Annotated in this window: 11 protein-coding genes; 4 read left to right on the forward strand and 7 right to left on the reverse strand. The window is 68.0% G+C overall.

The features are described from left to right. Window positions 1-42 precede the first annotated feature (42 nt). Window positions 43-345, forward strand: a complete 303-nt coding sequence (locus A6A40_RS26100; RefSeq protein ID WP_108548759.1) for a ribbon-helix-helix domain-containing protein — start codon at window positions 43-45, stop codon at window positions 343-345. 23 nt (window positions 346-368) lie between these two features. On the opposite strand, the gene A6A40_RS26105 is transcribed toward A6A40_RS26100, so the two are convergent. From A6A40_RS26105 to A6A40_RS26120, 4 genes are all read right to left on the reverse strand, one after another. Continuing rightward, window positions 369-3,419 (reverse strand): ATP-binding protein, encoded by a 3,051-nt coding sequence (locus tag A6A40_RS26105; RefSeq protein ID WP_174718552.1) that lies wholly within the window; start codon window positions 3,417-3,419, stop codon window positions 369-371. A 241-nt stretch (window positions 3,420-3,660) separates the two neighbouring features. Then, a complete protein-coding gene (gene ilvD, locus A6A40_RS26110) occupies window positions 3,661-5,526 on the reverse strand; it encodes a dihydroxy-acid dehydratase (RefSeq protein WP_108548760.1) in 1,866 nt (621 codons plus the stop codon). Between the two features lie 226 nt (window positions 5,527-5,752). Then, complete coding sequence (locus tag A6A40_RS26115) at window positions 5,753-6,079, reverse strand: four-helix bundle copper-binding protein (RefSeq protein WP_108548761.1); 327 nt, start codon at window positions 6,077-6,079, stop codon at window positions 5,753-5,755. A gap of 111 nt (window positions 6,080-6,190) precedes the next feature. Continuing rightward, window positions 6,191-6,664 carry a DUF2934 domain-containing protein gene (locus A6A40_RS26120; RefSeq protein ID WP_108548762.1) on the reverse strand — a complete coding sequence of 158 codons (474 nt, stop codon included), beginning with the start codon at window positions 6,662-6,664 and terminating at the stop codon, window positions 6,191-6,193. Window positions 6,665-6,896: 232 nt separating this feature from the next. Here A6A40_RS26120 and A6A40_RS26125 point away from each other — a divergent pair, with 232 nt between their 5' ends. Beyond that, a complete protein-coding gene (locus A6A40_RS26125) occupies window positions 6,897-8,603 on the forward strand; it encodes a phospholipid carrier-dependent glycosyltransferase (protein WP_236784042.1) in 1,707 nt (568 codons plus the stop codon). Here the strand turns inward: A6A40_RS26125 and A6A40_RS26130 are convergent. Then, entirely contained in the window at window positions 8,600-9,538 is a 939-nt protein-coding gene (locus A6A40_RS26130) for a glycosyltransferase family 9 protein (RefSeq protein ID WP_108548763.1), read from the reverse strand. The genes A6A40_RS26125 and A6A40_RS26130 overlap by 4 nt on opposite strands. After that, on the reverse strand, window positions 9,535-10,803 hold the full coding sequence (locus A6A40_RS26135) for an O-antigen ligase family protein (RefSeq protein ID WP_236784043.1): 1,269 nt from the start codon (window positions 10,801-10,803) through the stop codon (window positions 9,535-9,537). The genes A6A40_RS26130 and A6A40_RS26135 overlap by 4 nt, the downstream gene beginning before the upstream one ends. Before the next feature lie 461 nt (window positions 10,804-11,264). Between A6A40_RS26135 and A6A40_RS26140 the strand changes: the two genes are divergently transcribed. Then, window positions 11,265-12,149 (forward strand): GNAT family N-acetyltransferase, encoded by an 885-nt coding sequence (locus A6A40_RS26140; RefSeq protein ID WP_108548764.1) that lies wholly within the window; start codon window positions 11,265-11,267, stop codon window positions 12,147-12,149. Between the two features lie 45 nt (window positions 12,150-12,194). Here the strand turns inward: A6A40_RS26140 and A6A40_RS26145 are convergent, their stop codons facing one another. Beyond that, complete coding sequence (locus A6A40_RS26145) at window positions 12,195-12,827, reverse strand: TetR/AcrR family transcriptional regulator (protein WP_236784044.1); 633 nt, start codon at window positions 12,825-12,827, stop codon at window positions 12,195-12,197. Window positions 12,828-12,928: 101 nt separating this feature from the next. Between A6A40_RS26145 and A6A40_RS26150 the strand changes: the two genes are divergently transcribed. After that, on the forward strand, window positions 12,929-13,642 hold the full coding sequence (locus A6A40_RS26150) for a DAPG hydrolase family protein (protein ID WP_108548765.1): 714 nt from the start codon (window positions 12,929-12,931) through the stop codon (window positions 13,640-13,642). Window positions 13,643-13,712 lie beyond the last annotated feature (70 nt).

Below are 13,712 nucleotides of genomic sequence, written 5' to 3' on the forward strand. Positions count from 1 at the left end.
TGCCATCGTGGGCAGTGGGTGATTGACTGGAGAATTCAAACTATGCTGCAGGCCACCAACAAGAAGCGCGGCGGTATCGCGACCGGTCGCGGTTCTATCGACCTCGAGGCTCTGATGGTATGGCCGCAGCTATCCGCTCGTGTCGTTCCTAAGAACGGCGTCACTGCCCGGTTGCGCCTTGAAAAGGCGGTTTGGGAAGGCCTTGACGCTATTGCCGAGCTCGAAGGAAAGCCTACGCAGCAATTATGCGCGGAGTTGGAGGAAAATCGCCCTAAAAATGAGGCTCTTAGCACAACTATCCGTACATTTGTCTTGGGTTATTTCCGAAAGGCTGAATCAGCCTAAATAATTCATTCTTCCGAAGGCTATCAACTCAGAACTTTTTGTTCGCTTTCCAATCGTCTGATTAATTGGGCTGCACGTGCTTGGCTCGAAATTTGTGTGGTGAGTAAAGCGGTTTCCAAAGCAGCGCGTGCCATACCTATAGCTTCGGGGCTGTTGCCTGCCGCTTCCAAGGCATCCGCGTACCAAATCTGGACTTGGGGTAGCCATCCCAAAGGATGCGGTTTGCCCCTCATCGCTCCTTGCTGCTGAAATAGTGCAAAGCTGTTTTCGAACATGGCGAATCCTGACTTGTGGTTCCCCGTCAGGACCGACGCATATCCGATTCCCCCCATGACCAAGGGAAGCAGCAGTGGGGCATGTATGGCATGTCCGATCGACAATGCGGCTTCCAGCGCGGGAATGCTGTCCTCCAATTGCCCGCAGATGATGTGCGTCCAACCCAAATGCGTCAGGGCGAACAGCCGCGAGAAAAGATGGTTGCTCTCCTCGGCGATCTCAACCGATTGGTGACCGGCTTTCACGGCTTCATCGACCTGTCCCAGTTCGGCGAGCCCGCGGGCCGCGAGGCTTCCCATATGCACCCGCGCGACGGTTGCGAGCCCATAGCGATCATAAGGACGGGATGTCGAGAGCATGCGGGAGCCGTGTTCGAATGTCTTCAGCGCCTCGACGAAAAGTCCCTTGTCCGTTTGCAGGCCGCCCAACCTGAACAGCAACTGCACGCGGGTGCGGCGGTCGTCCCGCTCGTCGAGTGCGGAAAGGCCGTCGTGGCAAAGTGCAAGGCCTTGGTCGAGATCGCCGAACGTCCACAGGAACGATGCCAGCATCGAGCAAGCCCGGGCGTAGCGGATGAGGTCGCCCGAATCGCGTGCCATCGCGATGGCACGTTGCAGATGGTCGTCCACTCCCATTGATCCCCGCGGCAATAGGGATCGCGGAAGGGCGATCAGAAGATCGATCTGGCGTGCAGTATTTCGTGGATGGTCCGGCAACCGGCGTACGGCGGACAGTGCGTTGGCGTAATGCCGACTGGAGTCCTCCAGCTTGGAACGGCCTTCCGCCTTTTCGCCGGCGCGGCGGCCGAACAGGTGGGCGGCAGGCCAGCTTTCCGCCATGAATGCGTGGTGGGCCAGCAGGTCCAGGCGGTTCGGCAGGTCGTGGTCGCGGCGGTGGCGCAGCGCTTCCAGCACGCGGGCATGCAGCGCCCGGCGGTCGGACTTGGTCAGGGTGGCGTAGGCGACCTCCTGGATCAGCGCGTGCTTGAAGGAGTATTCCAGGTTGGGCAGCAGGCGGGTGCGCAGTATGAAACCGGTGCGCTCCAGATAAGCGAGGCAGTCAGACAGCTTCGTCATCGGCATGCCGGTCAGCGCCTGGAGCAATCCGACGTCAAAGGTCGTGCCGATCACCGCAGCGTTCATCAGCAGCCGGCGCCGTTCCAGCGTCATCAGGTCCATGCGCTCGGCCAGCAGAGCATGCAGCGTGCGCGGCAGTTTGTGGACCACCAGAGGGTCGATCAACCGGTAGGCGCCGGGCGTTCCTTCGATGGCATTCGATGCCTCCAGTGTGCGCAGGACCTCCTCCAGATAGAGCGGAACGCCCTGGCAGCGGGCTGCAACCTGGGCCTTCAGGTCCACCAGCGACCAGTCCGGCCCCAGCCAATGAGCCAGGAAGCTCTGTACCTGTTCGGCCGACAGCATGCCCAATTCCATGCGCCGCCCGCCCGGCCGGCCGGTCCAACCCTGCTCCAGCGACTCGGGACCGAGCGGCGGCGGCCGGCGGGTGGCGAGCAGCAGCAGGCGGGAGCCGGAACCCGGCAGCGCCTCCGCCAGCCGTTCGAGCAGCCTCACCATTATCGGTCGCGCCCAATGGGCGTCCTCGACCAGAACCAGCAGCGGCCGGCCGACGGCACCGTCCATCGCTTCGCCGGAGGGTTCGGCGCCTTTGCAGCGCCGGAGCGGAGCCGCCAGTTCCAGCGTCGCGCCCACCAGCCCCTCGATCCCCAGCGACAGCCGCTGTGATGCGTCCAGGCCGGTCCACAGCGGGTCAAGTCCAGGTCGTCCGAACAGAGCGCGTACGGCGTCGCCGGCCAGCGGGCCGGAACGCCGTGCGGCGGCCTCGCAAACCCAGTCGATTCCCTGTTCGCTGGCACAACCGGCCACCTGTTCCGCGAGGCTCAGCGCCGCCGCCTCCAGATCGTCCGGATCGGCCAGCCGCCGGATCGGCATCTGCGGCCATTGCAGCAGCGTCCAACGCCGGCTGCGTGGGTCGCGCAGGAATTCGCCCACGAGTCGCGACTTGCCGATCCCGGCCTCTCCCTGCAGCAGGAGTTGGACCGGCGTCCCGCCTTCCACCGCATCGGCCATGGCGAACAAAGCCGTCACCTCCCGCTCCCGGCCGACACAGGGGGCGGTGGTGGCCGACAGCAGATCGGTGGCGGTGCGGCGCACGGCACGGGCCCCGTCGAGCAGGAAGGCTGGCATCGGCTCCACCTCCTCCGACAGGCGAAGGCTCCCCATCGGGCGCACTGCGACGCCGACCGGGATCAGGTCCAGCGTGTCGCGGGTGAGCTGGGCGGTGTCGGAGGCGGCGCGCTGCTGCAACTTGGCTGCCATATGCACGCATTCGCCGACCGCGCGGTAATCGGTCCACAGGCCGTTTGTCACCACATGGGCCACCGCATCGCCGGAGCTGATGCCGATGCGGATGTGGAAGAGCGGGCGCCCCTGTTCGTCGCGGGTGGCGCTGAGGATGTCCTGGGCAGCCAGACAGGCGCGCAGGGCGTGGTCCTCCTTGGCGCCGGGAGCGCCGAAGGTCGCCAGGAAACCGTCGCCGAGCATCTGGGTCACCGTGCCCTCGAAACGCGGCACCGCCTCCGTCACGCGGTTCAGGATGGACAGGAGCAGATCGTCGGCGTCTTCCGGATCGCGGCCGGCAACCATGGCGGAGGAGCGGACGATGTCGACGAACATCGCCGTCACCACCTTGCGTTCGCGCGGCTTATCGGCGGACAGGCGCGATGCATCCTGTCCGGGACCGCCGTCGTCGGCCGCTGTGCTCCACATGGCGTCCGCCATGCCCGCCCCCCTCGCGAAAATCGCGTCGGCATATTAGAGCATGCATTTCGAATTTTGCGAACATCCGAGCGATGCATCACTCCAAGAAATTCGCGCAGGCGGAATCCAGCATATCCGTGTATGTAATTTTGTTCAAAAAGAAAGCGCCGCGACTTGCGCGGCGCCTTGATTGTTACTTGTGATGAGTGTTCGAGGTGCCTGAACCGGAGGGATAGGACATTGGCGGAGACAGCCCCCCCGTTCAGCGGCGGACGGCGATGTTCTCCACCTGGGTCACGTCACGCACGGCGCCGCGGTCGGCGCTGGTGGTCAGGGCGGCATAGGCGCGGAGCGCCGGGGAGACCACGCGGTCGCGGCTGCCCGGCTTCCAGGCATCGACACCCTTGGCGTTCATTGCGTCGCGGCGGCGCTGCATCTCTTCATCGTCGACGGCGAGGCGGATGATGCGGTTGGGGATGTCGATCTCGATGCGGTCGCCGTCCTGCACGAGGCCGATGGCGCCGCCCTGCGCCGCCTCCGGCGAGACGTGGCCGATCGACAGGCCAGAGGTGCCGCCGGAGAAACGGCCGTCGGTGACCAGCGCGCAAGCCTTGCCCAACCCTTTCGACTTCAGGTAGCTGGTCGGGTACAGCATTTCCTGCATGCCGGGGCCGCCGCGCGGACCCTCATAGCGGATGACCACCACCTCGCCCGCCTTGACCACATCGCCCAGAATGCCGGCAACGGCGTCGTCCTGGCTTTCGAACACGCGGGCAGGACCGGCGAAGACGAGGTTGGAGGCATCGACGCCCGCCGTCTTCACGATGCAGCCGTTCTCCGCGATGTTGCCGTACAGCACGGCCAGGCCGCCGTCCTGGCTGAAGGCCTTTTCGGCCTTGCGGATCACGCCCTTCTCGCGGTCGAGGTCGAGCTCCGGCCAGCGGCGCTCCTGGCTGAAGGGAACGACGGTCGGGATGCCGCCGGGGGCGGCTCGGTACAGGGTGTGGACGGCGGAATCCTGGGTGCGCATCACGTCCCAGCGGTCAAGCGCCTCGCCCAGCGTCGGGGCATGGACGGTCGGCGCCTCGCGGTTCAGCAGGCCGGCGCGGTCGAGCTCGCCCAGGATGCCGAAGATGCCGCCGGCGCGATGCACGTCCTCGATGTGGACGTCGGAAACCGCCGGGGCGACCTTGCAGACGTTGGGGACGCGGCGTGAAAGCCGGTCGATGTCGGCCATGGTGAAGTCGATGCCGCCCTCCTGCGCTGCAGCCAGGATGTGCAGGACGGTGTTGGTCGAACCGCCCATGGCGATGTCCAGCGTCATCGCATTCTCGAACGCCGCCTTGCTGGCGATGCCGCGCGGAAGGGCGGTGGCGTCCTCCTCCTGGTACCACCGGCGGCAGAGGTCGACGGCGAGGCGGCCGGCGGCGAGGAACAGCTCCTTGCGGTCTGCATGGGTGGCCAGGATGGTGCCGTTGCCGGGCAGCGACAGGCCGAGCGCTTCGGTCAGGCAGTTCATCGAGTTGGCGGTGAACATGCCGGAGCAGGAGCCGCAGGTCGGGCAGGACCCACGCTCCATCTCCGCCGCCTCCTCGTCGGAGACGGTCGGATCGGCGGCGGCAACCATGGCATCGATCAGGTCGACCGACTTGACCTTGCCGCGCCACTTGACCTTGCCGGCCTCCATCGGGCCGCCGGAGACGAAGACCGCGGGGATGTTCAGCCGCATCGCGGCCATCAGCATGCCGGGAGTGATCTTGTCGCAGTTGGAGATGCAGACCAGCGCGTCGGCGCAGTGGGCGTTCGCCATGTATTCGACCGCGTCGGCGATCAGCTCGCGCGAGGGCAGGCTGTACAGCATGCCGCCATGGCCCATGGCGATGCCGTCGTCCACCGCGATGGTGTTGAACTCCTTCGCCACGCCGCCGGCCTTCTCGATCTCGCGCGCCACCAGCTGGCCCAGATCCTTCAGATGGACATGGCCGGGGACGAACTGGGTGAAGGAATTGGCGATGGCGATGATCGGCTTGCCGAAATCGCCGTCCTTCATGCCGGTTGCCCGCCACAGGCCGCGCGCGCCCGCCATGTTGCGGCCGTGGGTGGAGGTGCGGGAACGGTAGTGCGGCATGGATCGGTCCTCAGCTGGTCGATTCGGGCGAGTTGGCGAAAGGAATGGAACGAAACGGGTGGGCACCTTAGCAATCTCCTGTCGCCCGCGCCAGAGGCGCGATCCTGTCGGGGACGCCAGAGGCGCGACAGCAGCGTTGCCCTGCCATGCATGCCGTGAGGACTGCGGCGGTGAACGGCGCGGAGGAGTGATTGTGCAGGAGACCGCCCGGACCGGCTGGCGCCCGTCACGCGGCCATCCGCGACATCGCCCGGCAGCTTTCGGCGCAACGGCGGCACATGTCGGCACAACGCTTCATCATCGGATCGTCGGACATGCGGTCGCAGTCGTCGGCGCAGGCCGCACAGATCTCGGCGCAAGCGCCGCAGGTGAGGTGATGGAGGCGGGCGCTGCGGATCATGAAATCGGCGCTGGTGCGGCAGATGTCGATGCAGTCCAGCATCAGGCGGATATGACCGGATTCCGCATGCACACCGCCCTTGTCCAGACAATGCGCGACGGTTTCCAGACAGATCCTGTGGCAGTCGGTACAGTTGCGGATGCAGTCGTCCATCGACGGTATGGTTGGAGCGGACACGACGGATCCTCCGGGGAAGGTCGCAGGAAAGACCTGACAACCGGCCCCGGCCCCGCCCCCGCAGAGTTCCCGGGATCGGGCAAGGGGTCAGCCAGCCGAAGCGGTCTTGCCGTTGTCCTTCTTTCCGGTGCGCTGCGGCTTTGCGGGGGGAGCGTTTGCGGCGGATCTCGCGGGGGACTTCGCCCCAGCGGTCTTGGCAGGGGCGGGGGCGGTTGTCTCCTCCGATGGGTTTGCTCTGGCCTTCGACTTGCCGGGCGGCTTGGCTGACGCCTTTGTCTTCGGCGGCGTGGCCGCGTCGGGGCGGGTTTCCGCCGGGGCGTTCGCGACCTCCGACAGGGATTCGGCTGCAGCGCGGGTGCTTTTGCCCGTTGCCTTGCCGCCGCCGGACTTCTTGCGCGACCCGGCGACCTTTTCGGTCGGCACCAGCGCCCCGGCGCCGCGGATTTCCGCTTCCGCCTGCGCCCAGTGGTCGGCATCGCGGCCATGCGGGTGGCCTTCGCGTTCCCACAGCTCATGGGCACGGCGTCGGATACGCTCCTGGATGTCGTCGGTATCGGCCATCGGGTTCCCCATTTGTCTGCCCGGCGGGTCTGCCATACCGTATTCTGTGGCAGCGTCCCGCCAACGTTGCAAAGCCACTCCTGCGAGGCGCCACCAAAGAGGCGGAGCCTCCCGACTCCGCCGTTCCGTGAGGGCAACACCGTTGAATCGGAGTGGTTCCCGAAGGGAACAGGAGATGACTTCCGAAGGGAACAGGAGATGACTTCCGAAGGGAACAGGAGATGACTTCCGAATGGAAGGGGAGACGGTTCCCAACCGGCGCATTCCATGCCACAAGGCGCCCGCCGACCTGAACCGTGAGCGCAGGAAGCTGATGTCGTCCGTTCCCTCCACCTCCCGTCCATCCCTGCTCGACCGAGCCGCGGCAGCGCCCTGGTGGCTGCTGTGCAGTGGGCTGGCCGTGGCGATGGCGCTGTCGATCCTGCTGGTCGGATTCCGGTTGCCCTACTGGGTGCATGCGGACCAGGATCTGGTGCTGGCCTATCATGGGCTGTTGTTCGGCGACGGCCTGCCGCAGGAGTATTTCGATCATCCAGGCTACGGCTATTTCCTGGTGATCGACGCTTGGTACCGGCTGCTGCATGCGCTGGGTTTCCTTCCCGTCGCCACCTTGTCGGCCCTGCCGCCGGGCAGCGACGTCGCGGCGACGCAAGCCGTTTGGCAGTCTCTGGTCCAGGCCGGGCGGGCGTTGTCGATCCTGCTGACCGCCGCGTTCGCCGTCGGCTACACCACGCTGCTGCGCGGACTGGTGGGAGACCGGCGGGTGGCGCTGCTGGCCGGCATCCTGCTGGCCTTCGGCGTCGGGCTGACGGCACAGGGGCGGCAGATGCGCACCGATCTGCTGTCGGCTGGCTTCGTCGTGCTGGGGCTGCTGCTGGTCCTGCGGGCGGTGCGGCCGGCCGGGGACGGGCGGTGCGGCGGAGCGTCGCTCTTTCAGTTGGCGCTGGGCGGGCTGCTGGTCGGGCTGGCCATAGTGACCAAGGTGCAGGCGGTGTTCCTGGCGATGGGGCTGCCGATGGCGGCGATCCTGTTCGGGAGGCGGGCGGAGCCTGGTGGCGCGCCGGGCCAGGATTGGGGGGTGGCGGTGCTGGCCGGGCTGGCGGCTGGGGCGGCGGCGGTGCCGGCCTTTGGGCTGATCCAGGCCGGGCTGGCCGGCTGGGGACGGGCCATCTATCCCTATAGCCCTGTCGGCGGCGGGCTGTCGGGTGGCGGCTACCAGAGCATCGTCGCCGGCTGGGTGCTGGTCGGCATCCTGGTCCATGCCGTGGTCCATCGGGTGCCGGCAAGCCGCGCGGTGGCCGGGGCGGCGGCGGTGCTGCTGGGGCTGGCGGTGGGGCTGCTGGCGCTCGACATCCGTTGGAACGAGCAGAACGCCATCGCCGTGGCGAACTTCGTCGAGCATATGTTCGTCTTCTCCTCCTGGCGGCATGGCGCGGCGCTGAACAGCCAGGGCCAAGTGATGGGCGAGGGCACGCTGGCGCTTCTGCTGGCCGGCATCGGCCGCACGCTGGCGATCCGCACCATCGTCCTGCACCCCGACAACATCCCGCAGACCATCGTCGTGGAGTGGTTCGCCCTCGCCGGGGCGGCTGTGCTGTGGCGGCGCGGGCAGAGGCTGGCCGCCATGCAGGCACTGTTCCTGCTGCTGGTGGCCTGGGGGCTGGAGGCGCTGTTCTCGCTGCGCGGTTTCCAGCGCGCCTATGCCGCCTACACCGACCCGCTGGCGATCCTGTCGGCGGCCTGGGTGCTGGCCCGGATGCCGGGGCTGCTGGAGCGGACGAAGCCGCGGCGCTGGATCCTGGGGGGCGTGGCGCTGGTGGTGGTCGCGGCCCATGCCTGGCCGATCATCGAGACCCGCCGCCTGCCCAACCCGGTGACCCATTGCGAGTGGATCCCGATCTACATGCCCAAGGTGGCGCCCTTCCCCTTCTGCCGTTAGGCGCCTCCCTTCTCCCGCGCCCGATCCAAAGCCTCGACCACGCCGGCGCTGTCGATGTCGTTGAAGTCGGGGCGGTGGTGGATCAGCACGCGCGGGCCGGTGCTGTGGATCGGGTTGGAGGCGTCGGAGAAGACCACCACGGTGGGACAGCCGACCGCGGCGATCAGGTGGGTCGGGCCGGTGTCGTTGCCGGCCGCCCCCCAGGCCCGGCGCGCCAGCCCGCCCAATTCCGGCACGCCGGTGCGGTCGGTCAGGTCGACGGCCTGCGGGCAATACTCTGCAATGGAGCGGGCGAGGTCGCGCTCGATCCCGGTGCCGATCACCACCGGGACGATGCCGCGGTCTGCCAGCGCCGCCGCCACCTCGGCATAGCGGCGGACCGGCCAGCGCTTGTCCGGCCGTCCGGGGGAGGAGCCGGGGACCAGCAGGGCGAAGCGCTCCGGCAGGCAGAACCTGGAGATGTCGGCGTCGAGCCAGGACAGGTCCGGCGTCTCGTCCGGCACGATGCCGAAAGGGGCCAACTGGCGGACATAGCGCTCGCGCACCGGCACCTTGCGCCGCCCCTCGTAGCGGTCGGGGTGGGAGGCGCCGCTGGCGGTGCCCGACCATTCCGGCCAGGGGCCGGGGAACAGCAGCCGGTGGTACAGGTCGGTGCGCGTCTGCGCCTGAAGGTCGTAGACCCGGTCGAAGCGGTGGGCGCGCAGCGTCTTGCGGATCGCCAGATAGGCCGACAGCGAGCGGTCGCGCGGGTCCTCCAGCACCTCGTCGAACAGGCCGCTCATGCGGGCGAGCGGGGCGAGAGAGGGCAGGGTCAGCAGCGTCACCCGGTCGTCCGCATGGTGGCGGCGGATGGCGGCGAAGGCGGTCTGGGCCAGAAAGAAGTCGCCGAAGGCGCCCAGCTTGATGACCAGGATGCGGAGCGGGCGCTTGCTCATCGTGTCTTTTCCCCGATACGGGCGGCCAGCCGCAGCATCAGCGCGGCGGCCAGGAATCCCGACATCCACCAGGGTTGCCAGATGCCGTAGGCGGTGCTGCCCATCGCCAGCGCCGCGGCGAACAGCGCCAGCGCGAAGGGTTGGGCCCGTTGGTCGAGCCGGGCGGTGGCGGCCAGCAGCATCAGCAGCACCGCCAGCGCCAGCGCCGCCCCCACCGCCCCGGTCTCCAGCCAGACCTGAAGGAAGGCATTATGCGGGTGCAGCGGCAGCAGGCTGTCGCCGATGGGTGAGAACTCCGACACCGCGCCTTCCGGCGGCAGCGAGCGCGAGGCGTCGATGCCCTGGCCGAAGACCGGCGTGCGCAGAGCGCGGTCCGCCGCATGGCCCCAGATTTCCACCCGGTGCTGGGCGGAGAGGAACAGAAGGGGCGAATGGTCGAGGTCGAGCGGGCCGGAGAACAGCAGGGCGGCCGGCACAACCAGCAGGAAGGCTGCGGTCACCGCAGCGGCGAACAGCCGGCGGGTCCAGCGGACCGATGCGCGGGCGGCGGCCAGCGTGACCAGCCCGGCACCGATGCCCAGCATGGCCGACCGGCTGGTCAGCGGCAGGCAGGCCAGCGCATAGCCGACCGGAACCAGCATGGCCAGCGCCCGGCGGCCGAAGCGGTCCACCGCCAGGGCGGCCGGCCAGACCAGCAGGCAGAGCAGCGCCGCCGTCCGTTTCGGCACATTGCCGTTCAGCAGGTTGGACAACCCGTCGTCGGGGATGCCGTTCCACCAGCGGTTCAGCGGAAAATCCAGCGCCGCCTCCGCCGCGAACAACAGCCCGCCGGCCAGCCCGCCGGCCAGGAACAGTTTGGCCAGCCGCCGCAGCTCGGCCCCCGGCAGTCCGGCGATCCAGGCGCCACCGGCCAGTGCGCCGAGAGCGATATAGCCGATCTCTACCACCGTCGCTGCTGCGCGGGCGGACGGGCTCCACAGGCTGGAGGCCAGCGCCAGCGCCAGGAAGGCGGCGACCGCCGCGACGGGCGGCGTCAGCCGCAGGATGCGCCCGAAGGCCCTCCGCCGCGCCAGACCGGCCAGCGACAGCAGAAGCACCAGGATCGCCCACACCGGCAACCCGCGCGGCGCGACCGCGGCCAGCGGACCCAGAAGCACGGCCGCCGCCCCGGCCAGCACCCGAAGCACGGCGTCGAGTCCGCCTGCGGCGGGCGCCGAGGTCGGGGCGGAGCGGGACGTGGCGAGGTCCGGGGAGTTGGCGGGCATGGACTCGGTGGGGATCAGCGGAAACCGGCGGCGACTTAACCGCACTCCCGCCGCGAAAGCAACGGCGCGCGGTCCGCCGTGGAGAGCCGCCGTGCTGAACATTTGAAACACCGTGAAACAGGGGCGCGGGGGGTGTTCCACTGTTTCATCCGGCGGCGGAGCGGTGCCAAGGCGGTGCCGGACTGAAGGTTTGAAACGCCGTGAAACGGGATTCCGGGGGGTGTTTCATTGTTTCATCCCGTGGCGGAGCGGCGTGAAGATGGTACATGGCGGCGCCTTTCCAGCAGCTTGCAGGACGACAATCCTATCACGGATGCCGGCCGGCGGGAAAAGGATGGGTGAAAAATGCGGGTTCCACCCTCTCGCGAGACGGGAGAGGGGAAGCGCGGCGGGACCTTTCCGTGCTGCGAGGTGACGGATACGCTCCAGTCAAGGGGAACCCGTTCGGAGGAGTGGCAAAGATGCCGGGAACCGGAGAAAAGGCGGCGGACAGTTACCGCGTCCGCGTGATGAGCCGGGCCGAGCTCGATCTGGCCGTCGATTGGGCGCGGGCGGAGGGCTGGAATCCCGGTCTGCAGGATGCCGGCGCCTTCCATGCCGTCGATCCGGCGGGTTTCCTGGTCGGGCTGCTCGATGGGCGGCCGGTGGCCTCGCTGTCGGTCGTGCGGTATCCGGGACGCTTCGGCTTCCTCGGCTTCTACATCGTCCGGCCGGAGGCGCGCGGCCGGGGCTATGGCTGGCGGCTGTGGCAGGCGGGGCTGCGCCATCTGGAGGGCCATACCGTCGGCCTCGACGGGGTGGTGGCCCAGCAGGAGAACTACCGCAAATCCGGCTTCGCCCTGTCCCACCGCAACATCCGCTTCGGCGGCATCCTGCCGGACGGTGAAGCGGGGCCGGACGGTGGATCGGGTGGAACCACCCTGGTGGATGCCCGGACGGTGCCCTTCGACCGGCTGACGGCGCTGGATGCGGCTCTGTTCCCGGCGCCGCGTCCAGGGTTCCTCGCCAACTGGATCGCCCTGCCGGGCGCCACGGCGCTGGCGGCGGTGAGGGATGGCGACCCGATCGGCTTCGGGGTGATCCGTCCCTGCCACAGTGGTTTCAAGATCGGCCCGCTCTATGCCGACGACGCAGGGGTGGCGCGGGATCTGGTGCTGGCGCTTGGGCGGGCGGCCGGCGAGGGGCCTGTGTTCCTCGACGTGCCGGAGCCGAATGGAGCGGGCGTGCGGCTGGCCGAGGAATTGGGGCTGTCGCCGCAGTTCGAGACGGCGCGGATGTATCTCGGTCCGGCGCCGGTGACCGATCCGGCGCGGCTGTTCGGGATCACCAGCTTCGAGCTGGGGTGAGGGGAAGCGGCGGCCGGCGCCCTCGTTCAGCCCGGCCGGCAACCGCTACAGCTTGAGCAGGCCGAGGGCCGCGCGTACGCGGGGGCGGATGTCCCAGGCCGGCTGCGGTTCGGTGATGCCGATGGCGACCTGCCGCAACGGTTCGGCAACGACCATGGACAGGATGAGATCGGCCGCCATGGCCGGATCGGCCAGGGTGAGGACGCCGCGAGACCGGTGGCGCGCGAGCCAGTCGGCCAGCATGCCGCGCGACCGTTCGATGCCGTTGCGGCCATAGATCGCCAGAACGTCTCCGCGCGCCGGCAGGTCGTTGACAAGAAGCCGGAAGAGGCCGACGGCCTCCGCCGTCAGAACCCGCTCCGCGATCAGCACCAGAATATTCTCAAGCATGAGGATCGCTTCCCCAGGCTCCGCAGCGTCGGCTTCGAAGGCGGGCGGCAGGACGTCGGTCCAGTTGCCGACGATCAGCCCTATCAGGTCTTCGCGGTTCGCCGCGAACCGATACACGGTTTTCTTGGCGACCCCGGCCCGCTGCGCCACCGCCTCCATCGTCATGGCCGGATAGCCGTGCGTCAGGATCACCTGGGTTGCTGCCTCTGCCACTTTCCCACGCAGCAGGTCTTCCGACAGCGGCGGACGGCCTCGGGGCTTCTGCGGTTGGTGGGTGGACTCCGACACGGAAAACTCCGTTTGACAAAACTCGCTTCCTGACATACGCCCAATTTAGGAAACGATCAACGTTTCCTAAATGGGAGATCCCCAGACAGGAGATCATCGTCATGATCGAGAATGCGAAACTTCCCCCCGATCCTGCCCGAGCGGGCATCGCGTACATCGACGACCTGCTGCAGCCGGCACCGCTCCGTCTCGAAACCGGTATCAGCCGCCTGGAGAGCGGTGCGCTCGTCGTGGCCGTGCGGACCGACCTTCACGGCTGCAAGGGACGGATGCTCGATTGGTGGTTCAAGCAGTTCGATACCACCCAGCATCTGAGCTGGTGGCACCCGCTCGACCATGTCGAGCACCGCGGCTGGGACCGGCACTGGCGGAAGGGAGAGAGCTACATCGGCGCGACCATCCGCGCGGTGGAGGCGCTGGGCGAGGTTCCGCCGGTATCCGCGGTCATCAAATTCCATGATCCGGCGGAGATCCTCGCCCCGGATGCCTACCGCAAGGCCATGACGGACGGACAGGTTTCGGCCGCGGTCTATGCCCGCATCGGGTTCGGCGAGGATGTCGTGCTGGACGCGAACGGCGACCCGACGGACGGTCAGATGGTGCATGTGGCGCGCGACACCAGCTATGGCGCCGTGCTGAGAAGCCGCTTCATTCTCGGCCAGAACACGAGCGCGACCGGGCACGAGCTTCCCGACGCCATCGGCTTCGGGCTGCTCCAGCACTGCTATACCGAGTTCAGTTACCTTTCGAAGGTGCTGCCCTCGCTTTACTGGGGCGACAGGGCGAACCGCGGGGACGTGCCGCTCCTGTGGTGATGGCCTCGGGGCCCGCCTCCTTCCGGCGGCGGGCCTCATGCGCCGCCCGGTCCGCAAGGCGGCGCCGGGC

This window comes from Azospirillum humicireducens, from assembly GCF_001639105.2.
Lineage (GTDB): Bacteria > Pseudomonadota > Alphaproteobacteria > Azospirillales > Azospirillaceae > Azospirillum > Azospirillum humicireducens.